Raw genomic sequence first — 25,351 nt, 5'->3', positions numbered from 1 at the left:
ATCACACCGGAGGGGCGGCATCATGTCGGGTTCAAGGTTCATGGGGCGCGGTCTTTGGGCGCTTCTTCTCTCTTTGGTGATTTTGACGGCCCTTTCCGGCGCGACGCGTGGGCAAACACCAGCACCTGCCGCGGATGCGGGCGGGCCGCCGCCGGACAAAGTGCGCCAGATAATGGAACTGATGCGGGCCCCCGAAGTCCAGAAATGGATGTCGGCGAAGACGAATGAAGCCCCATCTGCTCCAGCCGCCACCGCGCCTGAAGAGCAGATGTCCGTGCTTTCGGATTTACTCGGGCACGTACGCCGTCATGTCGAGATGGTGTCGCAAGCCCCAATGGCCCTGCCGGACGAGGTCTCAAGCGCATCCGATATTGTCGACCGGGAGGTGGAGCCCGTAGGCGTCGGCCGGATTCTGGTTCAGGCGCTGGCTCTTTTTCTTGCAGGTCCTCTGGCTGAATTGCTTTTCCGTGCGTTTGCGTCGCGCCCGCGCATTCGGCGCGTGGATGCCGAGGAACCGGCGGGGCTTTATCAGGCAGGGGTCAATCTGTTCTATCGCCTCGTCCCTGCTATCGTCTTCATGATCGCAACTCTCATAGCGCTTCTTTTGTTGAACTGGCCCCCGATCAGTCAGTCGATGGCGATCGCCGTGACGATTGCGCTGGTGGCCGCACGCTTTGTTATTTCGCTTGGACGGCTGCTGGTTGCTTTGGTGACGCTTCCAAGGGCCGATGGCGAACGCGAGGTCTCTCGCGCCGAAGCGCTTTTCTGGTTCCGGCGCTCGGCAGTTTTCGTCATCTATTTCGCCTTCGGATGGGCCGTCATCCAGGTTTTGGCGCCGCTCGGCTTTTCCAGTGCATCGCGCTATTTCGTTGCCTATGTTCTTGGTATCGGATTGTTTCTGATTGCCACCGAGGCTGTTTGGTCGCGACCGGCAGATGGTGCACGCCGAAGTCCTACGACATCCTGGGCGTTGACGCTTTATTTCGTGTTGCTTTGGGTGCTGTGGGTCACCGGCTTCGCCTGGTTGCTTTGGCTCTGCATCTACGCGCTGATATTGCCGAAAGTCCTCGCCATCGCCACGATTTCTGTCCGTGCGCTGCATCAGGCTGAAGCGGGTTTCCTTGCAAAGCGCAGCATGGCAGCAGTGTTGCTTGACCGCGGCGTCAGGGCGGTCATCATCGCGTTGGCAGCTGTCTGGTTGGGCCGCATGATTGGCGTCGGAGCCGATACGATGGCCGCCGGGGAGACGATGGTGGATCGCATCGCTCGCGGCGTCATCGGCGGTGTCGTCATTCTGCTTGCAGCCGATCTGCTCTGGCATCTCGTGAAGGCTTTTATCAACAGCAAGCTTGCCGATTCCCCGCTTGCCGATGGCGCCACGGATGAGGAAAAGGCGAGGCGCGCGCGGTTGCAGACGCTGCTGCCGATTTTTCGTAACATCCTTGCTGTCGTTATCGCCGTTATCGCCGTCTTGATGGTGCTCGCCGGTCTCAGCATACAGATCGCGCCCTTGATCGCCGGAGCCGGCGTCGTCGGTGTTGCGGTGGGTTTTGGAGCGCAAGCGATCGTCAAGGATGTCATCAGTGGGATGTTCTATCTGTGGGACGATGCCTTTCGCGTCGGCGAGTATATCGAGAGCGGCAGCCACAAGGGCGTGGTCGAGGCCTTCAGCCTGCGCTCGGTGAAACTGCGCCATCACCGCGGACCACTGACGACCGTGCCCTTCGGCGAACTCGGCGCGGTCAAGAACCTCAATCGCGACTGGACGATCGACAAGATCAGTCTCAACGTGACCTACGATACTGACCTCGTGAAAGCGAAGAAGGTAATCAAGCAGATCGGACAGCAATTGCTCGAGAATCCCGAATTCGGGCCGCATATCATCGAGACGCTGAAGATGAAGGGCGTTGAGCAATTCGGCGAATTCGCTATTGAGCTCCGGCTGTCGATGATGACCAAGCCGGGCGAGCAATTCGTCATCCGCCGCAACGCACTGGCGATGATCCGCAATGCCTTCAAGGAGAACGGCATTGAATTCGCGGTGCCGACCGTACAGGTCGCCGGCGACGGGCGCGAGGCCGAGGCGCGTGCGGCGGCGGCGCGCCTTGTGACACAAAAGCCGGATACGGCGAGCGAGGTCGCGAGCTGAAAATTCCGAGGCTTGTGTCGGACAGTGCCGCACGAACGCAGGTCTTGGCTGATCTTGTTCTTCGATTGTCAAACCTTACGAAAATGCAATGTTTCATTGCGTTTGACGGCGCTAATTCTGCCCCAATTCAAGCCGAGTGAGACGCAAATGACGGCGGTGGGGTATCGTCCGGTAGAAGCTCGCAGAGCTTGAATGCCGCGTATGCTTCGTCTACCGGGATGATCCGCCAGACGGCAAAGCGGCAGGTAGAGATGGCGAGTGACGGCAGCTTGGAAGAGATCGAAGTCGCAGACAGCCGGGGTGCGCGCGGGTTCCTGCGGCGCTATCGGCCCCATCTGGTGGCGCTCGCCACGCTTCTTGTTTTCTGCATCGTCGGATATGCCGTCGTCCAGCTTACGGATGAGGTGCGCTACGAGGATGTCGTCGCAGCGCTCTCCAATACGCGCCCCAGCGCCATCCTGCTTGCGCTTCTCTTTACCGGATTGAGCTTCCTGGCGCTCATCGTTTACGATCTCAATGCCATCGATTACATCGGCAAGAGGCTGCCATTTCCGCATGTAGCCCTGACGGCTTTCAGCGCTTATGCGGTCGGCAACACGGCGGGCTTCGGCGCGTTGAGCGGCGGGGCGATCCGCTATCGCGCCTATTCGCGTCTCGGCCTGACGCCGGAAGATATCGGCCGCGTCATTGCGTTCGTCACGCTGTCCTTCGGGCTTGGCCTGGCAGGGGTCGCATCGATCGCGCTGATGATCATCGCCGATGAAATCGCACCTCTGGTGGGAACGAGCGCATTGCTGCTCCGGCTGGTCGCGGGCGTGATCATCGCGGCTCTTGGCGCGCTTGTCGTACTTGGACGCGACGGTCGGGCGATGCACATCGGCCCGATCGCAATCCGCTTGCCGGATTCGCGCACATGGTCGCGCCAGTTCCTGGTGACCGCCTTCGACATCGCGGCTTCAGCCACGGTTCTTTATGTTCTGCTGCCGCAAACGGCGATCGCTTGGCCGGTGTTCCTTGCCGTCTATGCGATCGCTGTCGGGCTCGGGGTGTTGAGCCATGTTCCGGCGGGTCTCGGTGTTTTCGAGACGGTCATCATCGCTTCGCTCGGCAGCGCGGTGAATATCGACGCGGTTCTCGGCTCGCTGGTCCTTTACCGTCTGATCTATCATGTGCTGCCGCTTCTGATCGCCGTGCTCGCGGTGTCGGCAACCGAATTTCGGCGCTTTGTCGATCATCCGGCGGCTTCCAGCATCCGGCGCATCGGCGCACGACTGACGCCGCAGCTGCTTTCGGCGCTGGCGCTGCTGCTCGGCGTCATGCTGATCTTTTCGAGCGTCACGCCAACGCCCGACCAGAACCTGGAATTCCTCGCCAGCTATCTGCCGCTGCCGATCGTTGAAGGAGCACATTTTCTTTCCAGTCTGATGGGTCTCGCGCTACTCGTTGCCGCGCGCGGTCTTGGCCAGCGGCTCGACGGTGCCTGGCTGGTGGCGGTTATCGCCGCTGTTGCTGCGCTAGCGCTTTCGTTGCTCAAGGCCGTCGCGCTTGTCGAAGCGGTGTTCCTTGCCTTCCTTATCTCCAGCCTGTTTGTCAGCCGCCGGCTCTTCACCCGTCACGCCTCATTGCTTAACCAGACGCTGACGGCATCATGGATGACGGCGATTGCAGTGATCTGCGTGGGCGCGGTCGTCATCCTGCTCTTCGTCTACCGCGATGTGGAATACAGCAATGAGCTCTGGTGGCAGTTCGAATTCGCCGGCGAGGCGCCGCGCGGGCTGCGTGCCGTTCTCGGCCTCACGATCATTTCGTCGGCCATCGCGATCTTCAGCCTGCTGCGCCCCGCCGCTTTCAAGCCGGAGCCTGCGACGGAGGATGCGCTCCGGCGCGCGGTCGAGATCGTCAGGACGCAGAATGATGCCGATGCCAATCTCGTGCGCATGGGCGACAAGAGCATCATGTTTTCCGAGGAGGGCGATGCCTTCATCATGTATGGCCGGCAGGGGCGCTCCTGGATCGCACTCTTTGATCCCATCGGGGCAAAGCAAGCGAGGCCGGAACTCGTGTGGCGCTTCGTCGAGGCGGCGCGCGCTGCCGGTTGCCGGGCAGTGTTCTATCAGATTTCTCCAGCACTTCTGTCCCACTGCGCCGATGCGGGCCTGCGTGCGTTCAAGCTCGGCGAACTGGCCGTTGCCGATCTGACGGATTTCGAAATGAAGGGCGGCAAATGGGCAAACCTGCGGCAGACGGCGGCGCGCGCGCAGCGCGACGGGCTGGAATTCGAAGTCATCCCCCCCGAGGAGGTCGCGGGTGTCATCGATGAGCTCTCTGCGGTTTCCAACGCCTGGCTCGAACATCACAACGCCAAGGAGAAAGGCTTCTCGCTCGGCGCCTTCGAGGCGGATTACGTCAGCGTCCAGCCTGTCGGCGTTTTGAAGAAGGACGGGAGGATCGTTGCGTTTGCCAATATCCTCGTCACCGAAACGAAGTCGGAAGGTACGATTGACCTCATGCGCTTTTCGCCGGAGGCGCCGAAGGGATCGATGGACTTCCTCTTCGTGCGGATCATGGAATATCTGCGAGGCGAAGGCTATACGCACTTCAACCTTGGCATGGCGCCGCTTTCCGGCATGTCCAACCGCGAGACGGCACCTGTCTGGGACCGGATCGGCAGCACCGTCTTCGAACACGGCGAGCGCTTTTACAATTTCAAAGGCCTTCGGGCATTCAAATCAAAGTTTCATCCGCACTGGCAGCCGCGCTATCTTGCGGTTCCAGGAGGGGGCAATCCGATGATCGCGTTGATGGACGCTACACTTCTCATCGGCGGCGGATTGAAGGGAGTCGTCAGGAAATGATCAGAAGATATCTCCTCTCTGCCGTGTGCGCTTTCGCGCTGACGGCCCCGGCCGTCGCTGCCGAGGAAACCACGCAACGCTTTGAAACCGGACTTATTCCTTCGCCGCACATCTTTTTGCCGGACGGCGATGTCAAAGGCGCGGTGATGCTGATTTCGGATGGCACTGGCTGGGGCGACAAGGAAAAGGCGGAGGCCGACAGTCTCGTGCAGGAGGGAGCCGTCGTAATCGGTGTCGACTTCCCGACCTATATGGACGCCCTGCGCAAATATGACGTCCGCGAGAATGATGGCTGCATCTATCTGGTTTCCGACATCGAGTCGCTCAGCCAGCAGGTGCAGCGGGCTGCCGGCAACAGCGCCTATCATCTGCCGATCATCGCCGGTATCAGCGAGGGCGGCGCATTGGCGCTGGCGATTGCTGCGCAGACGCCCGATGCGACGATCGGCCAAACGCTGGTCGTGGATCCGGTTGCCGGCATTCCGCTGACCCAACAGCTCTGCACGCCGGCATCCAAAAAGCCGGTGGGTGACCGGATGATCTACGGCCTCGCCGAAGGCAGCCTTCCGAACCCCATCACTGCTGCCTTCTCCTCCGCTGCAACGAAAGACGGGCGTGCGCATGCCGAGGCGCTGAAGAAGGATCATCCGGAAATTGAGATCCGCGATGTCGGGGATGATGCCGAAACGGCGCTTTCTGACACACTGGACGACCTGATCGCCGCTTCTGGAGGCGCGGACAATCCGCTCGGATTGCCGCTTGCCGTGCTCGAGGCAAAGCCGTCCATGAACACCATGGCCATCATCTATTCCGGCGACGGCGGCTGGCGCGATATCGACAAGGAAGTCGGTGCGGCGCTGCAGAAAGAGGGCATTCCCGTCATCGGTGTCGACTCACTTCACTATTTCTGGTCAGAGCGCCAGCCCCAGGAGACGGCCGACGACCTGGCGAAGATTATCGAATTCTATCGCAAGCAATGGAAGGTGAAGCACGTTCTTCTGATCGGTTACTCTTTCGGTGCCGATATCGTGCCCGCCACCTACAACAGGCTCAAAGCCGCGGACAAAGCGGCGATCGCCCAGGTGTCGCTGCTCTCGCTCTCCCACGAGGTGGACTATGTGATTTCCGTCATGGGCTGGCTCGGCCAGAAGACGCAGGGTGCTGCCGGCGATCCGGTCGATGATCTGAAAGTCATCGACCCCAAGCTTGTGCAATGCATCTACGGCAAGGACGACGACGACGAGGTTGCCTGCCCTGCGTTGAAGAATAGCGCCGCCGACGTCGTCGAGTTGCCGGGCGATCACCATTTCGACGAGAACTACGATCTGCTGACGAAGACGATCGTCGACCGGCTGAAGGCGCAGCTTGCCGATTAACGCATCAGCGTCTCTTCGCTCCAGCCGAGGGCGGCGACCTCAACACTGCGGAACTTCGCGTCGTCATCGACGATAAACTCGTCGAGCTGCGGCGGCTCTACGCAGGTTCCAGCGAGCATCGCATGCACCTGGCCGCGATGATGCGTCTGATGCTGGAAGAGGTGGTTCAGCACGTCGTCCGCCCGCTCTTTCTGGAGGCGGCCTTCGCGCTGAAGATCGATCACCGCTGCAAGACCTTCCGGGCTCAGGGCTTCGCAAAACGCCACGAGGCGCTGATCGACCTTGCGCTGCTCGACAGCAAGCGAGGCGACCGTATCGAAGGGCTCTTCGACCTCCCAGGCTTTCGGACCAAGCGTGCCGCCCTCGAGCGCGTCGACATAGAACCAGTCCACGGTGATGATGTGGTTGAGCGTCGACTTGATCGATGGAAAGAAGCTCACGCGCTTCGCCTCGAACTCCCCCGGACGCAGGGACGCGCAGGCAGCCAATAGGCGATGGTTCGCAAGCGCGTTGTTATAGGAAAGCTTGCGGAAAACCCGGCACGGATCGAGACTCCGCATGGCGCATCCTCCTCATTGCGAATGAGGCGTAGCTAAGGCGCCGATCCAGTGGCGTCAATGTTTGCGGTCGGCCCGATCGTTGCCCGCTGGATTCCCATCGCGCCAGCAAGATGGCGCGGCGAGGCTGGCAACGTCTCGATTTCTCCAGCGAAGAAATAGGGAGAATATTCAGCCGCGGACAGGGGTGTCGCAGGCGCCCATTTGAACTCGAGATAATTGCCGCCATCCTCGATCCGGCGGGTGATCTCGCCGGACTTGAACGGAAACTCGGGCGGGATATCCATCACGTCACCGAGCTCATGCCAGGCGCGTTTATCGCAGTCAAAGAAGTTCTCGACCTCCAGAGAAGCCGCTGAATTTTCACCCGACGCCGAGTTCCTCGATCACGTCGCGCTTCAGCGTCTCGAACGAGGGTTTGCTCGGACACTCCCTTGTCTATCCAAGATCGATCACGACAATCTCCGGCGGGACGCCGAAGCGGATTGGCGCAATCGAACAGCCAAGGCCGCCGGAGATAATAATGTTTCGTCCCTCCTCGACGACGTGACCATAAGCGTAACGATTGCCGAAACGGGACGGAACAACCGGCGAGCGGCCAAAAAGACGGATCTGCCCGCCGTGTGTATGGCCCGAAAGCGTCAGCGATACTCGCTGCGGCACCCGTGGAAAGAGATCAGGCTCATGGGCAAGCAGGATGATCGGCGCATCGTCGGAAACCTGAGCCAGCGTGCCGTCCAGATCGTCCAGGCCGAGCATGTGCGTGCGGCCCCAGCTCTTGCCGGGCAAAAGCGCCAATTGGTCTTCCAAGCCCGCCAGCCAAAAGCCATAGCCATCTTTTTCGAGCCGGACGGCACGGTTGCTGTAAACCGGAATTCCGACATCGGACAAGGCGCGATGTCCGAACGGTTGCGTGCCGTCGTTCTCCTGAGCGACCTTGTCTTCCCACCAGTCGTGATTGCCCAAGATCGCGTGAACGCCGAGCGGAGCGCGCAAGGTGGCGAGTGCCTCCGACCACTCGCTCGAATGCATGTAACGGGTCACCATGTTCATGCCGGAGGCATAATCGCCGAGCATGACCGTCACGTCTCCGCTGAGTTCGTTCGCCATGGCGCAGATCGCGGCAATACGGCTGGCGGACATCCACGGTTCACAGGCATGCAAATCGGCAAGCGCGACGACCCTGAGTTTCAAGCCCGGCGTCCACCCTGGCGGCGTTAGTGCATAACGGGTGATGTTCAGCCGCGCGAGAGGCTCATAGGCGAAGGCATAACCACCGAGCGCCACGACGCCCGCGACACTGCCGCCGAGAATCTTCAGAAATCCGCGCCGCGTGATCACTCAATCGTCTTCCTGAAACAGCCGGAACTGCGCGGCTTCCAGGTCCTTCGGTGGCTGCAGTCCGAGATGCTTCCACGCGGTTGCCGTCAGCACGCGGCCACGCGGCGTGCGCTGGATGAAGCCCTGCTGGATCATGTAGGGCTCGATAATGTCCTCGATCGCGTCGCGCGGTTCGGAAAGGCCGGCAGCGATCGTCTCGATGCCGACGGGGCCGCCGCCGAAATTGACGGCGATCATGTTGAGATAGCGCTTGTCGAGCTGGTCGAGGCCGACACTGTCGACAAGCAGCCGGGTGAGCGCTTCGTCGGCTATCTCGCGGGTAACGGCCTCGGCCTTGGCGACTTCGGCGAAATCGCGCACGCGGCGAAGCAGGCGGCCGGCGATGCGCGGCGTGCCGCGCGCGCGCCGTGCAATTTCGCGCGCGCCGTCGTCGACGATCGGCAGGTTCATGAGACGGGCGCCGCGGCGCACGATCAGTTCCAGTTCTTCCACCGTATAGAAACTCAGCCGCACCGGAATGCCGAAGCGGTCGCGGAGCGGCGTGGTCAAGAGGCCTAGACGCGTGGTCGCGGCGACGAGGGTGAATTTCGAAAGATCGATCTTCACCGATCGGGCGGCCGGGCCTTCGCCGATAATGAGGTCCAGCTGGAAGTCTTCCATCGCCGGATAGAGGATTTCCTCGACGGCCGGATTGAGGCGGTGGATTTCATCGATGAAGAGGACGTCGCGCTCTTCGAGATTCGTCAGCAGCGCGGCAAGGTCGCCAGCCTTGGCGATCACCGGACCCGAGGTGGAGCGGAAGTTGACGCCGAGCTCCTTGGCCATGATCTGCGCGAGCGTCGTCTTGCCAAGGCCTGGCGGCCCCACGAAGAGGACATGGTCCAGCGCCTCGCCGCGGTTCTTGGCGGCCTCGATGAAGACCTTCAGGTTCGCACGCGCCTCCGCCTGGCCGGTGAATTCGTCCAGTGACTGAGGGCGTAGCGTCACATCCAGGTCTTCGCCCCGCTTTTCCGGCGATATCAGGCGCGCGGGTTCACTCATCTTGGCAATCTTCCAGTTTGACAGGGATTCAACCCATACATGACGCAGTCCGCTTTTGCATCAAATCGCGGCGGATTTAACGCGCGAGCTCCTTCAGACCCAACCTGATCAGCTTGGCACTGTCAGCACCTTCGCCTGCCGTCTTCATGGCCGCAGCGACGGCGTTGGCGGCCTGATCACGTGAATAGCCGAGATTCGTCAGCGCCGAGACGGCATCGGAGACCGGGGCCGAAGCTACACCTTCACCGAGTTCCTGCTTGAGGCCGATATTGATCGCCTCGCCGGCAAATGCGGGCGCTTTGTTCTTCAATTCGGTGACGATGCGAACGGCAACCTTCGGGCCGACCCCCTGTGCGCGGGAAACGGCCGTTTTGTCCTGCAGCGCGATCGCATTGGCCAGTTCGCCTGGCGTCAGGATGGAGAGAATGGCGAGCGCGACCTTGGCGCCGACACCCTGTACGCTTTGCAGCAGGTTGAACCACTCGCGCTCAAGCGCGGTCATGAAGCCGAAGAGCTTCAGCTGGTCTTCGCGCACATAGGTCTCGATGAAGAGCACGCACGCTTCTCCCGGCGAGCCGAGTCTCGATAGCGTACGGCCGGAGCAATAGGCGGCGTAGCAAACGCCGTGCACGTCGACGAGCACATGGTCTTCGCCGATTTCGTCGATGGTGCCTTTGAGCTTGCCGATCATGAAGAGGTCCGTCAGGGATGGGTTTGAGGGGTGATGAGATCGAGCGATGGGAAATAGGAACGGTAGCGGACAGCGTCACGCGTCAGCAGCCGATGCCGGCGCCAATCGGCATGAGCCCCGACCAAAAAATCGGGAAGTATCCTTTCGCGCTGACCGCCGGCTCGCCGATATAGGCGGTGTGCTTTGCCGGCCCGAAAGGCCGCCTCGAAAGGTACGGCTTCACGCTTGACATCGAGCCAGGACAAAGCAGACGTCAACTGCTCCTCTGACAGAGGCGAGGCGGCGAGTTCCGACCAGATAACGACGTTCGTTACCAGATCACCGTCAATAACGCATTGCTTCAGGGACTTCAGCGACCATTGCCGTTCGGCGGTATCAGGCCCCAGGATGTCGATAAAGATATTAGTGTCAACGAGGGTCGAGATCGTCACGCGGGCCCCTCAACCATTCGATATACTCATCCGTTGTCATTCCGCCGAGATCAACCGTTCCTTGGACGCGGCGCGCCCAATCATCGAAATTGCGAATCGGATCAGATCCGCTCTTCTCGATCTTGACGAGTACGGCGCCCGCTCCGGAGGCGATGAAATCCACTTCCGATCCGGGACCGATCCCTAGTCGGTCGCGAATCCCCTTCGGGATCGTCACTTGGCCCTTTTCGGTGACACGCATGGTAATACCTCGTTCGTATTACCTAACTGCAAAAAGAGAACAAGTCAAGAACGCGTGTCAGCTGGCCAGTGCTGCCTGGCGCATCCGGCTGCTGCCGCGGTTGTGGGCGTGGCAGATGGCGATGGCCAGCGCGTCAGCGGCGTCGTTGCCCTTGAATTCGACTTTCGGCATCAGGATTTTCAGCATCAAGTGAATTTGCTGCTTCTCGCCGTGGCCAACGCCGATGACGGCTTTCTTGACGGCGTTGGGTGCATACTCCGATACCTGGAGCCCGGCGCGTGCCGGCACGAGCATCGCGATGCCGCGAGCCTGACCGAGCTTCAGCGTCGCAACCGCATCCTTGTTGACGAAGGTCTGCTCGACCGCTGCCTCATCCGGCTTGTAGCCATGCACGATTTCGGCAAGCCCATCATGCAGCTGGCAAAGGCGGGAGGCGAGGTCCATCTCGCCGTCCGAGGTCACCGTACCGGAGGCGACGAAGCGCAGCGAATTGCCGAGTGTGTCGATAATTCCCCAGCCGGTGCGGCGAAGGCCCGGGTCGATGCCGATGATGCGAATCGTATTTTGCATGGCTCACCTTATTGCGGTTGCAAAATAACTGCCATCGATATGTGAACAAAACAAAAACATTACGTCCCTTTATAAGGCGCCGTTTACCACGAATTAAATCCAATACCTCAAAGCTACCATTCAAATGTGAGAGGAGCTGCCTTTTTGCAAAAGGTTAAGGCTCCCCGTGTTCTGTTTTCGGTCAAGGTGGCAGGTTTGCGCTGCCGGCAAGCCGCTCCGGAAGGGTTCGTTGTCATGGCTCAGAGATTTCAGTCCCTGTCCTTTAAGGTTATCGCGACATTTATCCTGCTCACGGCACTGGCCGTGAGCACGATCAGTGTTCTCGGCTACTTCACCAGCAGCCGCATTTCAGATGCGCAGGCGCTGAAGGCCAAGGAAAGCGTTCTCATCTTTCGCGGCGACATGCTGCAGGATCAACTGGGACAGCTCGAAAACCAGGCGAGTTCCATTGCGCGCATCGAGGCGCTGCAGATGTCGATCACAAGCCTGAAGAGCGGCTGGAAGACGATCGAAAAATCGTCGGGCGACGCTCGCGGCGAACTCAAGAAGGTGTTCATCACCAACAATCCGAACCCGGCCGATCAGCGTGAAAAGCTGATGAAACCGGAAGGACCGAGCGGCTTCTACTACTCCAGCCACGAAAAGACGCAGGGCGAAGTTGCACGCGACCTGGAGAACACCGCTTTCAGCGACCTGCTGATCGCCGATCTCGATGGCTCGGTTCTCTATTCCTACAGGAAGGACGACAATTTTGCCGAAAACCTGAAGGCTGATGCATGGAAGGCGACAGGTGCGGGTATTGCGTTTGCAAAGGCGATCGAGAACACGGCCAAGGCGACAGACGATTCCGCGCCGACCGCATTTTCGGGCCTGCGCGTTGATGCCTCCAACGGCAAGTCGGCGATCTTCTATGCAGTGCCGATCATCAAGCTCGGACAGCCGAAGGGCATCATCCTCTTCAAGGTTCGCGACGATATTGTCACCAGCATCCTGGCAAAGGGGATCGTATCCGGCAGCACGGCTCAGGCGGCCATCATTTCCAGTGATGGTTCTGCCGTGGGGCTCAATGCCGAAGCCCGGCTTGCGACGCTCGACACAGCGCCGTTCACCTTCATGAAGGATGCGCTTGCAAGCACCAACGGCATGACGGTGGACGACTTTGCGCGCCCCGACGGCACCGCCCGGGCCTACGTCCGCTCTATCACCTATCAGGCCGAACGGTTCCTCGTCGTCGAAAGCGTGCTCGTCAGCGAGCTCAATGCTGGTTCGATCGAGATCGCGACGCTGCTGACGATGATCGGCCTTGCAGCGCTTGTCGTCATGGCGATCGCCACCGGCCTCATCACCAAGCTGCTCTTCTCGCCGCTTGCCCGCCTCGCTGGAAATACCCGCGATGTGGCCGACGGCAAGCTGGATGTCGAGATCGGCAGCCAGACCCGCCAGGACGAAATCGGCACGATGGCCAAGGCGCTCGCCCGCTTCAGGCAATCACTGATCGAAAGCCGCGAGTTGGAAGCGGCAAACGCCGAAACACGCGCTCGCGCCGAACGCGACCGCCAGGAAAACCTTGCTCTGCGCGAAGCGGAAGCGAGAACCTTGCAGGATGTCGTCCAGGCACTGGACGAGGGTCTGGACCATCTGGCGAAAGGCGATCTTGCCTATCAGATCGAAACGCGCTTCCCCAACGAACTTGAAAGCCTGCGCGTCAACTTCAACGAAGCGCTCGCCACGCTCAGCGAAACGATGACGGCGATCGGCGGCAACTCCATGGCTGTACGGTCGGGCTCGGAAGAGATGCGGACCGGAGCCGACGACCTTGCCGGACGTACCGAGCGCCAGGCTGCTTCGATCACCGAAACGGCCAATGCGATCGACGCGATCACCCAGTCCGTTCGCGTTCAGATCCAACGCGCCGAACAGGCCGAGCGCATTGCCCGCGACGCGACGAAGGAGACCACCGGTTCCAGCCAGATCATGCGCGAGACAATCGCAGCGATGGAAGCAATCCAGTCCTCCTCGCGGCAGATCAATACGATCATCTCCGTCATCGACGACATCGCCTTCCAGACCAACCTGCTGGCGCTTAATGCCGGCGTCGAAGCCGCCCGCGCCGGGGAATCCGGCAAGGGGTTTGCGGTTGTGGCAATGGAAGTGCGCGAGTTGGCGCAGCGCTCATCCAGCGCAGCCAAGGAAATTGCGAGCCTGCTGCAGAAGTCGACCCACGAAGTCGAGACCGGCGTGGCGCTTGTCGAGCGGGCAGGGGTGGCTCTGACCGGCATAGGCAGCCATGTGGAAGCGATCAACGGCCAAATCAACGAGATCATGGAATCGACCCGCGAAGAGGCGGATACGCTACGCCAGATCAACACGTCCGTTTCCGAGCTCGATTCGATGACGCAGCAGAATGCCGCCATGGTCGAGGAAACGACAGCCGCGATCCACCGCCTTGCGGCCGAGGCTGTGGAGATGGATCGTCAGCTCGGCAATTTCACGCTGCCTCACGACCATTACCATCACAGCGCCGAGGTTCATGTTCTGAGGCAACGCCGATAAGCCGAGCAAACGAAGCGAAGAGATCGGGGGTCGGGAAACCGGCCCTTTTCTTCGTCCGCGGGATTTGGAATGAGCGGTTCCAGAACCTACATAGACCTGTCCTTCCAATCACCGGCAGGTTTTTCCTATGGTTCCCTTTTCCATTCTCGATCTTTCGCCCGTTGCCGAAGGCACGACGATCCAGCAATCCTTCGAAGGCTCGGCGCGCATGGCGCAGAAGGCGGAAGAGTGCGGCTACAAGCGCTTCTGGCTGGCGGAACATCACGGCATGCCGGGGGTTGCAAGTGCTGCGACTGCGGTGGTCATCGGCCATGTCGGTGCCGCAACGACACGGATCCGCATCGGCTCGGGCGGAATCATGCTGCCAAATCACTCGCCGCTGGTGATCGCCGAGCAGTTCGGTACATTGGCGGCGCTTTTCCCGGGCCGGGTCGACCTCGGGCTCGGCCGCGCGCCGGGTACGGATATGCGCACGGCACAGGCGCTCCGCCGCAATCTGGAGACAGGCGCCCACAGCTTCCCGAACGATATCGTCGAGCTGCAGCAGCTATTGGGCGCGCCCGTCGAAAACCAGGCGATCCTTGCCGTTCCGGGCCACAATTCGCATGTGCCGATCTGGCTTCTCGGCTCCAGTCTTTATAGCGCCCAGCTCGCGGCGATGCTCGGGCTGCCCTATGCCTTCGCCTCGCATTTCGCGCCCGATTTGCTGCTCGATGCGATCGATATCTACCGCAGCAAGTTCCAACCCTCGGCCTCGCTCGACCAGCCCTACGTCATGGCCGGCGTCATGGGTTCCGTCGCGCCGAGCGACGAGGAGGCGCAATATCATTTCACCTCTGCCCAGCAGCAGTTCGTCAATCTGCGCCGTAACGTCCGTGGCCCGTTCCCGCGGCCAGTCGAGGACATGGAGGGCTTCTGGTCACCGATGGAGAAACTGAACGTCGAGCACACGCTTCGCTATGCGGTCGTCGGCTCGCCGAAGACGTCAGAGGCGAAGCTCACCGAATTCCTGAAGGAGACCGGGGCGGACGAACTCATCATCTCGATGCCGATCCACGACATCGAGGCGCGGCTGAAGTCGGTCGAGCTGTTTGCGGAACTGGGGAATTTCATGCGTGTTGCGGCTTAAGGTCCTGGAGCTGCGAAGCGCTCCCCGGCTTCCTTCCTCATTGCAGTGAATGAGTCTTCCGCGACCAAGGACTTGGGCGCGCTGGGCTGACAAGCACAGGAGTGAGGGAGCGCACGAGGTAGCGGCAGGTTGCATGTAGTCTGCGTCGCTCTGAGCTCAAAATCACTCCTGAAAACAAAAAGACCCGGTAGCGTTTCCGCAGCCGGGTTCGTTTGTTGTTCGTTCGTATGCTCAGGCGGAAAGCTTGGCGAGCACTTCCTCGGAAACCTCGAAGTTCGAATAGACGTTCTGCACGTCGTCATCGTCTTCCAGGCTATCGATAAGCTTCATCAGGGACTGGGCCCTTTCCTCGTCCACCGGCACGTTGTTCTGGGAGCGCCAGACGGCCTTGACGGTTTCAGCTTCGCCAAGCGCGCCTTCCAGGGCCTTGGCGACCTCGCCAAGGGATTCGAAGGCACAGGTGATGGTGTGGCCCTCCTCGTCGGTCTCGACGTCATCGGCGCCGGCTTCGATTGCGGCTTCCATGACCGTGTCGGCATCGCCGGCGGATGGCTTGTAGGTGATCTCACCGACGTGATCGAAGGAGAAGGAAACCGAGCCGGTTTCGCCGAGCGCGCCGCCGGCCTTCGTGAAGATCGAGCGGACGTTGGATGCGGTGCGGTTGCGGTTGTCGGTCAGCGCTTCGACGATGATCGCCGTGCCTCCCGGACCGTAACCCTCGTAGCGGACTTCGTCGTAATTCTCGCTATCGGCGCCTGCGGCCTTCTTGATGGCGCGGTCGATGTTGTCCCTCGGCATGGACTGGGCCTTGGCGTTCTGGATTGCCAGGCGCAGGCGCGCGTTCATCGTCGGGTCGGGCAGGCCGGCCTTGGCAGCAACGGTGATTTCGCGCGCAAGCTTGGAGAACATTTTCGACCGCACGGCATCCTGACGGCCTTTGCGATGCATGATGTTTTTAAACTGTGAATGGCCAGCCATGGCACCCCTGTTCACGTCTCATTGTTCGGAATGGACGGCCTTATAAGAGCGAAGCGGGCTGCATTCAAGGGGAAAGCAGCTTGTCTCTGTGTCCCGAGGAAGGCGAAAAGCTACGGAACAAAGCGGCAGACGTGACGTTTGAAGGCTTGAAAAGCCTGAACGGAAGGGGAAGGCCATGGCAAGCTTTAGTGAAGCGCGCGATCATCCGGCACGGCAGCTTTGGGATCAGGTGAACGATGTTTCCGCAGGTATGCTCGGCATCGATGGTGCCGACATGCACATGCAGCCGATGGCTCCGCATGCCGATCCGAAGACCAATACCATCTGGTTCTATACCAAGTCGGATGCCGACATCGTCCGCGCCGTCAAACCGGGAACGCGGGCGCATTTCTGCGTCGTCGGCAAGGATCACGACTACCACGCGTGCCTGGCAGGCAAGATCGAGGTTCGGCCGGACCCTTCGAGGATCGAGCAATATTGGAATTCGGTGGTTGCTGCCTGGTACGAGGAGGGCAAGAAAGATCCGAACCTGACGATGCTTGTCATGCATGTCGACGACGCCGAAATCTGGGTATCGACCGGCAGCAAGCTGAAGTTCGGCTGGGAGATCGCGAAGGCCAATCTCAGCGATGACAAGATGCCGGAAGTGGGCATCAAGCGGCATCTGCAATTTGCCTGATATGGGCAGGACTCGGAGGTCTCAGGCTTTCGGGTCTTCTCTATTGAGCACCCTTCATCACATAAATGAGCGGCTTCTTGGGGAGGGAGCGCATGGAAACGGTGATCGTGTCGTCGGGCGCGTAGCTGATATCGAAATCCTTGCCGAACATCGACACGAAGCGCTGGACCGGCGGACCGCGGCGGTGCATCGGCAGTATCAGCGACGAGCGCAGCCGCTTGATGATGCGGCTCATGCTGTCGGCGCCCATGGTCAGGCCGCCATCGACCGGCACCATGACGATGTCCAGGCGGCCGATCTCGGTGTAGTGGGCATCGGTCAGCTCATAGTGCAGATGGCCGAGATGGCCGATGCAGAGACCGGCGCTCTCGAAGATGAAGATCGAATTTCCATCCTGCTGCGCAGCGCCGTAGCCGCCGCGGATATCCGTCGTGACGTTGCGGATATAGGTGTCGCCGACCATCAGGTCGATGTCGGCCTTTTCTCCGGGCACATCGCTCCAGCCGTGCAGCACGTGCTTGATCGCCGGATCCGGGGTCAGCGTGTAGTGCGTGGAGTGCGCCCGGTTCATCGTCACCACGTCGGGTGTCACGACCGGCCGGTACCAGCCGTTGAAATCCGTTGCGATGACGATGCCGCCCGGCGTTTCGATTTCGAAGGTGGAATGTCCTAGGAAGGTCAGCTTGACATCCTCGCCTTCCGAAACCGCGCGCACGATGGGCATCTCACGGGAAAAGCTTGCGAATCTGGCCTTGGGGATTGCCTGTGCGATCGCCTGGCATTGGCTAACGGGCTTCCGTTCATCTTGTGCGCCGGCTGCACGGGGCAGGGCAAGAGGCACAAGGCATGCGATAGCGAGGATAAGCAATTGCGGCTTCATGCCACCCCTCCGGCGCTTTCACGGTGCGGCGAGGATGCGACAAGGGGACGCATCGGTCCAGCCGAAATCAGGCAGGGCCGCTCACAATTGCGTGTTGCTGGCGGGTGTTCTCAGCGCCAGAAATCCGGGATGGTTTCGGAAAGCCGCCGGCCAATCCGCAGCGGTGCGATCTTTTCAGCAAGCCCCGTGGAGTCGGAAATCTCCACGCCGACACCGCAGATCGTGGCAGGTCCAGTGGCGGCTTCCATACGTCCCTTCGGCATCTTGGATATGAAGCGGTTTAGCGGCTCTTCCTTGTCCATGCCAAGCGAGGAGTCGTAGTCGCCGCACATGCCGGCGTCCGACATATAGGCCGTGCCTCCGTTGAGGATCTGGTGGTCGGCGGTCGGCACATGGGTGTGCGTGCCGACGACGAAGCTGGCGCGTCCATCGACGAAATGGCCAAAGCACTGCTTCTCGCTGGTGGCCTCCGCATGGAAATCGAAGATGATCGCATCGGCTTGCTCCTTCAGCGGGCAGGCATCGAGGATCGCTTCGGCGGATTTGAAGGGATCGTCGAGCTCGGGATGCATGAAGACGCGGCCCATGATGTTTGCCACGAGCACGCGTGCTCCGCTTCGCGCATAAAAGAGGCCTGAGCCGCGGCCGGGCGTTCCCTGCGGATAGTTCGCCGGGCGCAGGAACTGATCGTGGCGGCCCGCGAAGGCGACCGCTTCCTTCTGGTCCCAGACGTGGTTTCCGGTTGTGACGACGTCGGCGCCGGCGTTGATCGTCTCGAGAAAGATGTCCTCCGTGATGCCGAAACCGCCGGCAGCATTTTCGCCGTTGACGATCACGAAGTCGAGTTTCAGGTCTGAAATCAAGCCGGGCAGTCGATCCCATACAGCCGTGCGCCCCGTCTTGCCGACCATGTCACCCAGAAAAAGCAGACGCATTCCTTATCCGATCCAAGAAGCAAAAAAGCGAAGGCCGCTTTCTGTCAGGATGGCATCCAGGCTTATGTCATGCGGCTCGTCGGGCACATGTGCCACTTCCTGGCAGTCGAATGCAATGCCGATCAGCTTCGGATGCATGCCTTTTTGCCGCAAACGGCCGATCGCGCGGTCGTAGTGGCCGGCGCCATAGCCGATGCGATGGCCGCGATCGTCGAAGGCCGACAGCGGCACGAGCATGATTTCCGGATCGAGAACGGTGGCCTCCTGTCCCGGTCCGGCAGTACCGAAGCCCGTTGCAACAAGCGGCGCGCTGCGCAGGAGTTCACGGAAGACGATCGTCTGCCTGTCGAGGATGGCGGGAACGCAGAGGCGGGCGCCGCGTTCCTCAAAGCGCGCCATTAACGGCCGGATATCGGCCTCCGAGCGGATGGGCATGAAGCCCGAAATGATCGTGCCGGGATCGAAAGCCACAGCCTCGCCGGCGTGCTCCGCCATGGCCAGGCTTTTTTCGATCCGCGTCTCTGGCGGGATTGAGTCGCGCAGCGCAAGCCGTTCGGCGCGCATCTGGGCTTTCAGTCCTTTGGATATCGTCTGCTGCATAATGCGAACCATAAACGGCTGGCGGGCCATTGCAATCCCGTGAAACAGCGGGCGTTTACTGCCGCAAGTGCTGCAATGGGGCCGCCAGTTGCCGGACCGTCTGTTCGAACAAGGCCTTGCCGCCCGCAAGCCAGCCGAGCGCTTGCAACTTTTCGGTGCTCATCCGATTGATGGCAGACTTGTCTGCCGAGGCAGGCAGAGGATTGGAACAGCCGGTTTGCTGTTGCACGACCGACAAGATATCGCGGGTATCGGCGAGAAGATCGCAAACATTGAAGACCTCGCCGGAGACGCGGGCGCTTTCCGTCTCCAGCATCAGCCGCACGGCGCGGCCGAGGTCGCGGCCGTGAACTTCCGTTCCGGCTCGAACGGGCGCCGGCCTGCCGCTCAGGTAATCCTCGATGAGACCCGTCCATTTGTTCGGGAGCAAGTCGCCATAGACTCCCGTGGTGCGCAAGCTGGTCGCTGCAAAGCCCGGTCCGGCCAGATGGGCGAGCGCTCGCTCGCCGGCGAGCTTTACCTCTCCGTAAAGCGTATCCGGCTCCGGCAGCATGTCTTCTGTGAGAACAGTGCCGGGCGCTGTGTCCTGATAGGCGGCGCGGCTGGAGATGAAGATGCAGCGGCGGGTACCGGCGCGCTTGGCGGTGTCGAAGAGCGACACAGTGCCGTCGAGGTTTAGGCGGCGGAAGCCGCCCGGATCATCGCCTTCGCCGCCACGATATCGACCGGGTAGGTGGCTGAGCGCGGCATGCACGAAGAAATAGGCATCGTCGAAGGCCTCGATATGGTCCTTGTCGGGATCGAGCGAAAGCGGTGCGAATTCGACGGGACGGGAGAAGAGGCGTGGCAATGGCGCGCGGCGACCGCCAATGATGACCGAATATCCGGCGGCAAGCAGCTCCTCGACGATATAGCGTCCCACCAAGCCCGTCCCGCCGGATACCAGTACCTTCATTTCGCCTCCGGGTTCATCATGGACGCAAGGTCCGGCAGGTCGTTGCCGGCATGGACGGAGTGCCAGAGATCGATCAGCGGCTTGAGCCTGGCCGCCTTCGGATGATCCTTCTCCCATGGCTTTTCATATTGGTAATGCAGGACCGAAATGCTCTTCCAGTCCCAAAGCGCGGGCATGGTGAACCATACATATTGCAGCATGTTGAAATAGACGGGGAGGCCGTGCCAATCCGGGAAGAAGGCTTCGAGGAAGGTCTGGTCGGTCCGTCGCCAGAAGGCATCCGGCTGGTCGAGCATGGCAAGCATCCGGCCAAAGGTTTCTTCGGAGGGTCTTGCGACGAAGACACCGGAATTCATGCGGCGGAAGTCGGCAAGCGTTTCATAGACATTCGGTGCTGCGGAAAATTCGGGGTAGGCGAAGAGTTTGTCGATATTCTTCAAGATGATAGCATCGGCGTCGATGAAGACGATTCGCTCGTATTCGGTCAGTTGCCAGAGGCGAAGCTTGCAGAAATTGTCGAGCGGCGAATGAAAATCAGGCTTGCGGCCCTTAGCGAAGGGAGCGGCGGAATGAAGCTGGCCGCGGGCATGACGCTCGTTGAAGGCGCCGGAAAGCGGCAGGTGCGAGACTGCGATGAGGCGGCAGCCAAGATCGGCAAGCGGGGCAAGCGCGATTCCATCAACGCCGCCGGTATGCAGCACGACGATATTGGCCGCCGTTTTCGTGAGCCGAAGGGAGCGTACAAGCGCGGTCGCACCCTTGGCATAGTCGGCATTCGTGACGAGGGTGATGTAGGCGTAACGCTGAGGCCACTCTCCTAATGAGATGACCGCTCCGGTCTCCATCACGTCCATGCTCATGACACCGATTTCAGCCGCTTGCCTTCCGGGTCGCGGTCGATCGTGGCGGCGATGTCCTTCGTCCAGGCAGAGACTGCGGGAACGCGGGAGCGGTCGACGCGGTAAGCGAATTTCCTGGCGACGTCGACGATCTCGCTGAGCAAGCCCGCCTCGAGCGTGATCGGATCGAGCCCCAGATCGCGGAATTTCTCGTTCCTGACGATCAGATCGTTTTCCGGCGCTTCCTTGCGCGGATTGGGAAGCCAGGCGATCTTCGCGCCGCTCATCCTGGCGATCATCTCGGCAAGATCGCGCACCCGATGCGTCTCGGTCATCTGGTTGAAGATCTCGACACGGGAGCCGCGCGCAGGCGGGTTCTTCAGCGCAAGCTCGATGCAGCGAACCGAATCCTGGATATGGATGAAGGCGCGCGTCTGGCCGCCTGTGCCGTGCACGGTCAGCGGGTAGCCGATCGCGGCCTGGATGAGAAAGCGGTTCAGTACGGTGCCGTAGTCGCCGTCATAGTCGAAACGGTTGATCAGTTGGGGATGGCGGCAGGTCTGCTGCGTATGTGTGCCCCATACGATGCCCTGGTGCAGGTCGGTGATGCGCAGCGCATCATTTTTCGCATAGAACTGCAGGAGCAGTTGATCCAGGCACTTGGTCATATGGTAGATCGAGCCGGGATTGGACGGATAGAGGATTTCCTGTCGGGCCATCTCGCCATCCGCCGTTTCGACGCCGACGGTCAGGTAGCCCTCGGGGATCGCCGCGCCGACGGTCGAATAACCGTAGACGCCCATCGTGCCGAGGTGGATCAGATGAGCGTCGAGCTGTAATTCGACGAGCGCATTCAAAAGGTTATGCGTAGCGCTGACATTGTTGTTGACGGTGTAGTTCTTGTGCCGGTCGCTCTTCATCGAATAGGGAGCCGCGCGCTGCTCGGCGAAATGGACGATGGCCGCCGGCCGGTTTTCGGCAAGCCAATTCTTGAGAAGCTCGTAATCCTTGGCGAGGTCAATCAGATTGAAATGGATGCGCCGCCCGGTTTCGGCATGCCAGATGCGGGTACGCTCCTGAATGGAATCCATCGGCGTCAGCGATTGCACGCCAAGTTCGGTGTCGATCCAGCGCCGCGAGAGATTGTCGAGAATGTGGACGTCGTGCCCCGCGTCTGAGAGATGCAGCGATGTCGGCCAGCCAATGAACCCATCTCCGCCCATCACCGCAATCTTCATCGCATTGCCTCCTGCATGTTCATCCACTATCGGGAATACTCAAGTACTGTGACGATTGTTCAAAGCTAGGGCATTGCTGCGCCTCGCCAACAGGCATGCGTGTTTGGAGAAAATTATGGCGGATAACGGCTTTTCGATTTCTGGCGTGCTGACGGAGACGGGGCACCAACTGATCCAGCGCGTCTATTACGAAGACACCGATTTCTCCGGTCTCGTCTATCACGCGCGCTATCTGCATTTCCTCGAGCGCGGCCGCACCGACTATCTTCGCTGCCTGGGCGTCGAGCAGCGCGAGCTGATCACCGCCGACGAGGAAGGGCTCGTTTTCGTCGTCCACCGCATGGAGATCGACTTCAGGAATCCGGCGCGCATGGACGATGTTCTCACCATCGTCACGCGCACCGAGAAGGCAGGCGGCGCGAAGATGGTGCTGCAACAGGACATCCGCCGCGGCGAAACGCCGCTTATCGCCGCCAAGGTCATCATTGCCGTCATCAACGCGAAGGGAAGACCGCGGCGGTTGCCCGAGGCGCTGGCAAGGCAGATGCAAATAGAGACGCAGGAGGGCTGAAAGCGCATTCCAGACATGCAGAAATGACCAAACGCAAGCCTTGCAAAAACCTGACTTTCATGTGAAGGAATTCGGCGCTGCAAGAATTGCGCGGTACTCCGTCGTCGGACTTCGGTCTCTTCGTGCCAAGCCGAGAAGAAAAAATTCAGCTGGTAAAGCTTTGCCGTCATACTCTGGCACTAACGATCTATTAACCATAATAGTGTCTTACTCTGAAAGTCAGAGATTGTGCGGTGCACGCCTTCCTTTGACCAAATTTGACGGCAAGGAAGGCGGAAGAAGAGCTTTAAGCTTGACCAGGGCTTTGGGCGGCGGTCGCCAGGCAATTCTTGCGAGATCACTTTCTGTGCCGCCCGGTCAAGCACCGGGCGTTTGGATTCGGGGATTTTGATAAATGGAACAAGTAGGATTGGCAGCAGCAACGGCCGACGTCAGCCTCTGGTCGCTGTTCATGCAGGCAGGCATCGTCGTCAAGCTGGTCATGCTCGGGCTGATCGCAGCCTCCGTCTGGACCTGGGCAATTGTCATCGACAAATATCTGGCCTATGGGCGCGCCCGGCGCCAGTTCGACAAGTTCGAACAGGTTTTCTGGTCGGGTCAGTCGCTGGAAGAGCTGTACAGGACACTTTCCGAACGCAACAATACCGGGCTTGCTTCGATCTTCGTCGCCGCCATGCGCGAGTGGAAGAAGTCCTTCGAGCGCGGCGCACGCTCGCCGATCGGCCTGCAGATGCGTATCGACCGGGCAATGGATGTGACGCTCGCCCGTGAAACCGAATATCTTTCCGCCCGCCTCGGGTCGCTCGCGACCATCGGTTCGGCCGGTCCGTTCATCGGTCTCTTCGGTACGGTCGTCGGCATCATGACTTCGTTCCAGGCAATCGCCGGTTCGAAATCGACCAATCTCGCGGTCGTTGCCCCAGGTATTGCCGAGGCTCTTCTCGCCACTGCGATCGGCCTCGTTGCCGCTATCCCGGCGGTTATCGCCTACAACAAGTTCTCCGCGGATGCCGGCAAACTCTCTGGCCGCATGGAAGGCTTTGCGGACGAATTCTCCGCCATACTTTCGCGCCAGATCGACGAGAAGCTGCAGCCGCGTCAGGCCGCACAGTAAAACCAACGGAGTACACGATCATGGGTATGGCTGTTGGAGGCAATAACGGCGGAGGCGGAGGACGCCGCCGCCGTGGTGGCCGGAACAAGGGTGTTATTTCCGAGATCAACGTGACGCCGCTCGTCGACGTCATGCTCGTGCTGCTCATCATCTTCATGGTGGCGGCCCCGATGATGACCGTCGGCGTGCCGATCGACCTGCCGGAAACGCAGGCCAAGGCGCTCAATTCCGAAACGCAGCCGATCACCATTTCCGTCAAGAACGACGGTGCGGTGTTCCTGCAGGAAACGCCGATCCCGGCCGAAGAGATCGCCGCCAAGCTCGAAGCGATCGCGACCACCGGCTACAATGAGCGCATCTTCGTGCGTGGTGACGCGACGGCGCCCTACGGCGTGATCGCCGACGTCATGGCGCGCATCCAGGGCGCGGGCTTCAAGAATATCGGTCTCGTCACGCAGCAGAAGAAGGACCAGTAGAAAGCAAGATGAAGACCAGTGTCGTCACATCTGCTGTTCTGCACGGCTTGGTGCTCGCCGCGGCTCTGGTGACCATCGGTTCGCCGGAATCGTTCAAGGTCGATGATTTCGAAGCGATGCCGGTCGATCTGGTGCCAGTCGAATCCATCACCCAGATGCAGCAGGGTGACAAGACGGCAAAGCCCAACGACAAGCCGGCGCCGAAGCCGACGTCAAAACCCGCTGATGTTGCAGACGCAGAGAACCTCGGCGACAACAAGATCGATCTGAAGACGCCGCCGATCCCGAACGCCAAGCCCAACAACAACGAAAGCACTGCCGCGCCGAAAGCCGCCGAAAAGCCGCTTCCCCAGAATGATCCCGTCCCCAACGAGGTGAAGGAGATCATGAAGGAGGACACGGTGGTCGATGAGCCGAAGGAAGTCGCATCGGTTCCAGAAACCAAGCCGGAAATTGCGCCGACGCCGCCGAAGCCGGAAGAAATGCCCGCCGAACAGGCCGAGCCGCCGAAGCCGGAAGCCGAAGCGCTGCCGGACAATGTTCCCACGCCGGTGGCCAAGCCGCAGGTGAAGCCGCCCGAGCAGAAACCCGCTGAAAAGCCGCCGGAAAAAGCGCAGGACCAGCAGAAGACGGCTGACAAGCAGCCGGACAAGAAGAAAGCCGACAAGGCCCAGGAAAAGGCGAAGGCCTCGTCCTCGAAGCAGAGCGATTTCAACGCCGACGACATCGCAGCACTGCTGAACAAGCAGGAGCCTTCCAACGGCGGCGCCAAGCGCTCGACCGAAGTCGCATCTCTGGGTGCCAAGAAGTCGAATAACACCGGCGCCAAGCTCAGCATGAGCGAGATGGATGCGCTGCGTAATGCGATTGCCGGCAACTGGCAGATCATTCCCGGCCTTGCGGACATGGACCAGGTCCGCATCACCGTCCACATGAAGCTGGACGAGAATGGCGAGATCATCGGAGACCCCGAGGTCGAAGCGACCGGCGGCAACGAATCCACACGCCGTGCACTTGCAGGCGGTGCCTATCGTGCCGTCAAACGGTCCGCGCCATTCACCAACCTTCCGAAAGACAAATATGACGCGTGGAGCGAAGTCATCGTGAACTTCGACCCCAGTCAGATGGCCCTTTAAATGCTGAAAGGCTTGC

Annotated in this window: 24 protein-coding genes and 1 pseudogene; 10 read left to right on the top strand and 15 right to left on the bottom strand. The window is 60.5% G+C overall.

Annotation, left to right across the window (positions count from 1 at the left end):
• The first annotated feature begins 22 nt into the window (after window positions 1-22).
• From RGR602_RS16865 to RGR602_RS16855, 3 genes are all read left to right on the top strand, one after another.
• Window positions 23-2,149: a mechanosensitive ion channel family protein gene (locus tag RGR602_RS16865; protein WP_052451610.1), complete on the top strand. Its 2,127-nt coding sequence runs from the start codon at window positions 23-25 to the stop codon at window positions 2,147-2,149.
• Between the two features lie 251 nt (window positions 2,150-2,400).
• Window positions 2,401-5,004, top strand: a complete 2,604-nt coding sequence (mprF, locus tag RGR602_RS16860; protein WP_039846979.1) for a bifunctional lysylphosphatidylglycerol flippase/synthetase MprF — start codon at window positions 2,401-2,403, stop codon at window positions 5,002-5,004.
• On the top strand, window positions 5,001-6,380 hold the full coding sequence (locus RGR602_RS16855) for a virulence factor family protein (protein ID WP_039846036.1): 1,380 nt from the start codon (window positions 5,001-5,003) through the stop codon (window positions 6,378-6,380). Before mprF ends, RGR602_RS16855 begins: the two co-directional genes overlap by 4 nt.
• On the opposite strand, the gene RGR602_RS16850 is transcribed toward RGR602_RS16855, so the two are convergent.
• The 8 genes and pseudogenes from RGR602_RS16850 to ruvC form a co-directional block, all read right to left on the bottom strand.
• On the bottom strand, window positions 6,377-6,940 hold the full coding sequence (locus tag RGR602_RS16850) for a DinB family protein (RefSeq protein ID WP_039846035.1): 564 nt from the start codon (window positions 6,938-6,940) through the stop codon (window positions 6,377-6,379). The genes RGR602_RS16855 and RGR602_RS16850 overlap by 4 nt on opposite strands.
• A 54-nt stretch (window positions 6,941-6,994) precedes the next feature.
• Window positions 6,995-7,351: pseudogene (locus RGR602_RS38450) on the bottom strand (NUDIX hydrolase); the annotation flags it as partial.
• A 24-nt stretch (window positions 7,352-7,375) separates the two neighbouring features.
• Entirely contained in the window at window positions 7,376-8,278 is a 903-nt protein-coding gene (locus tag RGR602_RS16840; protein WP_039846034.1) for a metallophosphoesterase, read from the bottom strand.
• Window positions 8,279-9,319 carry a Holliday junction branch migration DNA helicase RuvB gene (ruvB, locus tag RGR602_RS16835; protein WP_022715772.1) on the bottom strand — a complete coding sequence of 347 codons (1,041 nt, stop codon included), beginning with the start codon at window positions 9,317-9,319 and terminating at the stop codon, window positions 8,279-8,281.
• Between the two features lie 76 nt (window positions 9,320-9,395).
• Window positions 9,396-10,010 carry a Holliday junction branch migration protein RuvA gene (gene ruvA, locus RGR602_RS16830; protein WP_039846033.1) on the bottom strand — a complete coding sequence of 205 codons (615 nt, stop codon included), beginning with the start codon at window positions 10,008-10,010 and terminating at the stop codon, window positions 9,396-9,398.
• Window positions 10,011-10,021: 11 nt separating this feature from the next.
• On the bottom strand, window positions 10,022-10,441 hold the full coding sequence (locus tag RGR602_RS16825) for a type II toxin-antitoxin system VapC family toxin (protein WP_039846032.1): 420 nt from the start codon (window positions 10,439-10,441) through the stop codon (window positions 10,022-10,024).
• Window positions 10,419-10,682, bottom strand: coding sequence for an AbrB/MazE/SpoVT family DNA-binding domain-containing protein (locus tag RGR602_RS16820; RefSeq protein WP_039846031.1), 264 nt, complete (start codon window positions 10,680-10,682; stop codon window positions 10,419-10,421). Before RGR602_RS16820 ends, RGR602_RS16825 begins: the two co-directional genes overlap by 23 nt.
• A 57-nt stretch (window positions 10,683-10,739) precedes the next feature.
• Window positions 10,740-11,252, bottom strand: a complete 513-nt coding sequence (ruvC, locus tag RGR602_RS16815; protein WP_039846030.1) for a crossover junction endodeoxyribonuclease RuvC — start codon at window positions 11,250-11,252, stop codon at window positions 10,740-10,742.
• Window positions 11,253-11,486: 234 nt separating this feature from the next.
• Here ruvC and RGR602_RS16810 point away from each other — a divergent pair, with 234 nt between their 5' ends.
• Both RGR602_RS16810 and RGR602_RS16805 read left to right on the top strand, forming a co-directional pair.
• Window positions 11,487-13,805: a methyl-accepting chemotaxis protein gene (locus tag RGR602_RS16810; RefSeq protein WP_039846029.1), complete on the top strand. Its 2,319-nt coding sequence runs from the start codon at window positions 11,487-11,489 to the stop codon at window positions 13,803-13,805.
• A gap of 127 nt (window positions 13,806-13,932) precedes the next feature.
• Entirely contained in the window at window positions 13,933-14,934 is a 1,002-nt protein-coding gene (locus RGR602_RS16805; protein WP_039846028.1) for an LLM class flavin-dependent oxidoreductase, read from the top strand.
• Window positions 14,935-15,165: 231 nt separating this feature from the next.
• Here the strand turns inward: RGR602_RS16805 and RGR602_RS16800 are convergent, their stop codons facing one another.
• Window positions 15,166-15,912: a YebC/PmpR family DNA-binding transcriptional regulator gene (locus tag RGR602_RS16800; RefSeq protein WP_039846027.1), complete on the bottom strand. Its 747-nt coding sequence runs from the start codon at window positions 15,910-15,912 to the stop codon at window positions 15,166-15,168.
• 175 nt (window positions 15,913-16,087) lie between these two features.
• On the opposite strand from RGR602_RS16800, the gene RGR602_RS16795 reads away from it, so the two are divergent.
• Window positions 16,088-16,591 carry a pyridoxamine 5'-phosphate oxidase family protein gene (locus RGR602_RS16795; RefSeq protein WP_039846026.1) on the top strand — a complete coding sequence of 168 codons (504 nt, stop codon included), beginning with the start codon at window positions 16,088-16,090 and terminating at the stop codon, window positions 16,589-16,591.
• Between the two features lie 40 nt (window positions 16,592-16,631).
• On the opposite strand, the gene RGR602_RS16790 is transcribed toward RGR602_RS16795, so the two are convergent.
• From RGR602_RS16790 to RGR602_RS16765, 6 genes are all read right to left on the bottom strand, one after another.
• The gene (locus RGR602_RS16790; RefSeq protein WP_039846025.1) at window positions 16,632-17,471 is read right to left on the bottom strand and encodes an MBL fold metallo-hydrolase; all 840 of its coding nucleotides are present in this window, start codon (window positions 17,469-17,471) and stop codon (window positions 16,632-16,634) included.
• 110 nt (window positions 17,472-17,581) lie between these two features.
• Complete coding sequence (locus tag RGR602_RS16785) at window positions 17,582-18,406, bottom strand: TIGR00282 family metallophosphoesterase (RefSeq protein WP_039846024.1); 825 nt, start codon at window positions 18,404-18,406, stop codon at window positions 17,582-17,584.
• 3 nt (window positions 18,407-18,409) lie between these two features.
• Entirely contained in the window at window positions 18,410-19,006 is a 597-nt protein-coding gene (locus RGR602_RS16780) for a 5-formyltetrahydrofolate cyclo-ligase (RefSeq protein ID WP_039846978.1), read from the bottom strand.
• Between the two features lie 55 nt (window positions 19,007-19,061).
• Entirely contained in the window at window positions 19,062-19,961 is a 900-nt protein-coding gene (locus tag RGR602_RS16775) for an NAD-dependent epimerase/dehydratase family protein (protein ID WP_039846023.1), read from the bottom strand.
• The gene (locus tag RGR602_RS16770; protein ID WP_223844024.1) at window positions 19,958-20,815 is read right to left on the bottom strand and encodes a glycosyltransferase; all 858 of its coding nucleotides are present in this window, start codon (window positions 20,813-20,815) and stop codon (window positions 19,958-19,960) included. Before RGR602_RS16770 ends, RGR602_RS16775 begins: the two co-directional genes overlap by 4 nt.
• Window positions 20,816-20,817: 2 nt before the next feature.
• Complete coding sequence (locus RGR602_RS16765; protein WP_039846022.1) at window positions 20,818-22,038, bottom strand: NAD-dependent epimerase/dehydratase family protein; 1,221 nt, start codon at window positions 22,036-22,038, stop codon at window positions 20,818-20,820.
• 115 nt (window positions 22,039-22,153) lie between these two features.
• On the opposite strand from RGR602_RS16765, the gene ybgC reads away from it, so the two are divergent.
• The 4 genes from ybgC to RGR602_RS16745 all read left to right on the top strand — a co-directional run bounded on the left by ybgC (window position 22,154) and on the right by RGR602_RS16745 (window position 25,335).
• Window positions 22,154-22,609 (top strand): tol-pal system-associated acyl-CoA thioesterase, encoded by a 456-nt coding sequence (gene ybgC / locus RGR602_RS16760; protein WP_039846021.1) that lies wholly within the window; start codon window positions 22,154-22,156, stop codon window positions 22,607-22,609.
• 394 nt (window positions 22,610-23,003) lie between these two features.
• Window positions 23,004-23,723 (top strand): protein TolQ, encoded by a 720-nt coding sequence (gene tolQ / locus RGR602_RS16755; RefSeq protein WP_022715757.1) that lies wholly within the window; start codon window positions 23,004-23,006, stop codon window positions 23,721-23,723.
• 20 nt (window positions 23,724-23,743) lie between these two features.
• Entirely contained in the window at window positions 23,744-24,199 is a 456-nt protein-coding gene (gene tolR, locus RGR602_RS16750; RefSeq protein WP_022715756.1) for a protein TolR, read from the top strand.
• An 8-nt stretch (window positions 24,200-24,207) separates the two neighbouring features.
• Complete coding sequence (locus tag RGR602_RS16745) at window positions 24,208-25,335, top strand: prolipoprotein diacylglyceryl transferase (RefSeq protein WP_039846020.1); 1,128 nt, start codon at window positions 24,208-24,210, stop codon at window positions 25,333-25,335.
• The last annotated feature ends 16 nt before the right edge of the window (window positions 25,336-25,351 follow it).

Source organism: Rhizobium gallicum bv. gallicum R602sp, assembly GCF_000816845.1.
Classification (GTDB): Bacteria; Pseudomonadota; Alphaproteobacteria; order Rhizobiales; family Rhizobiaceae; genus Rhizobium; species Rhizobium gallicum.
Note: the sequence above shows the minus strand (reverse complement) of the source record. Positions and strands in the feature narration are given on the sequence as shown.

Bases quoted from the DNA above. Each gene is read 5' to 3' on its own strand.
- RGR602_RS16865 (WP_052451610.1), top strand. From the start codon at position 23: ATGTCGGGTTCAAGGTTCATGGGGCGCGGTCTTTGGGCGCTTCTTCTC.
- mprF (WP_039846979.1), top strand. From the start codon at position 2,401: ATGGCGAGTGACGGCAGCTTGGAAGAGATCGAAGTCGCAGACAGCCGG.
- RGR602_RS16855 (WP_039846036.1), top strand. From the start codon at position 5,001: ATGATCAGAAGATATCTCCTCTCTGCCGTGTGCGCTTTCGCGCTGACG.
- RGR602_RS16850 (WP_039846035.1), bottom strand. From the start codon at position 6,940: ATGCGGAGTCTCGATCCGTGCCGGGTTTTCCGCAAGCTTTCCTATAAC.
- ruvB (WP_022715772.1), bottom strand. From the start codon at position 9,319: ATGAGTGAACCCGCGCGCCTGATATCGCCGGAAAAGCGGGGCGAAGAC.
- ruvA (WP_039846033.1), bottom strand. From the start codon at position 10,010: ATGATCGGCAAGCTCAAAGGCACCATCGACGAAATCGGCGAAGACCAT.
- RGR602_RS16820 (WP_039846031.1), bottom strand. From the start codon at position 10,682: ATGCGTGTCACCGAAAAGGGCCAAGTGACGATCCCGAAGGGGATTCGC.
- ruvC (WP_039846030.1), bottom strand. From the start codon at position 11,252: ATGCAAAATACGATTCGCATCATCGGCATCGACCCGGGCCTTCGCCGC.
- RGR602_RS16810 (WP_039846029.1), top strand. From the start codon at position 11,487: ATGGCTCAGAGATTTCAGTCCCTGTCCTTTAAGGTTATCGCGACATTT.
- RGR602_RS16805 (WP_039846028.1), top strand. From the start codon at position 13,933: ATGGTTCCCTTTTCCATTCTCGATCTTTCGCCCGTTGCCGAAGGCACG.
- RGR602_RS16800 (WP_039846027.1), bottom strand. From the start codon at position 15,912: ATGGCTGGCCATTCACAGTTTAAAAACATCATGCATCGCAAAGGCCGT.
- RGR602_RS16795 (WP_039846026.1), top strand. From the start codon at position 16,088: ATGGCAAGCTTTAGTGAAGCGCGCGATCATCCGGCACGGCAGCTTTGG.
- RGR602_RS16790 (WP_039846025.1), bottom strand. From the start codon at position 17,471: ATGAAGCCGCAATTGCTTATCCTCGCTATCGCATGCCTTGTGCCTCTT.
- RGR602_RS16785 (WP_039846024.1), bottom strand. From the start codon at position 18,406: ATGCGTCTGCTTTTTCTGGGTGACATGGTCGGCAAGACGGGGCGCACG.
- RGR602_RS16780 (WP_039846978.1), bottom strand. From the start codon at position 19,006: ATGCAGCAGACGATATCCAAAGGACTGAAAGCCCAGATGCGCGCCGAA.
- RGR602_RS16775 (WP_039846023.1), bottom strand. From the start codon at position 19,961: ATGAAGGTACTGGTATCCGGCGGGACGGGCTTGGTGGGACGCTATATC.
- RGR602_RS16770 (WP_223844024.1), bottom strand. From the start codon at position 20,815: ATGGACGTGATGGAGACCGGAGCGGTCATCTCATTAGGAGAGTGGCCT.
- RGR602_RS16765 (WP_039846022.1), bottom strand. From the start codon at position 22,038: ATGAAGATTGCGGTGATGGGCGGAGATGGGTTCATTGGCTGGCCGACA.
- ybgC (WP_039846021.1), top strand. From the start codon at position 22,154: ATGGCGGATAACGGCTTTTCGATTTCTGGCGTGCTGACGGAGACGGGG.
- tolQ (WP_022715757.1), top strand. From the start codon at position 23,004: ATGGAACAAGTAGGATTGGCAGCAGCAACGGCCGACGTCAGCCTCTGG.
- tolR (WP_022715756.1), top strand. From the start codon at position 23,744: ATGGGTATGGCTGTTGGAGGCAATAACGGCGGAGGCGGAGGACGCCGC.
- RGR602_RS16745 (WP_039846020.1), top strand. From the start codon at position 24,208: ATGAAGACCAGTGTCGTCACATCTGCTGTTCTGCACGGCTTGGTGCTC.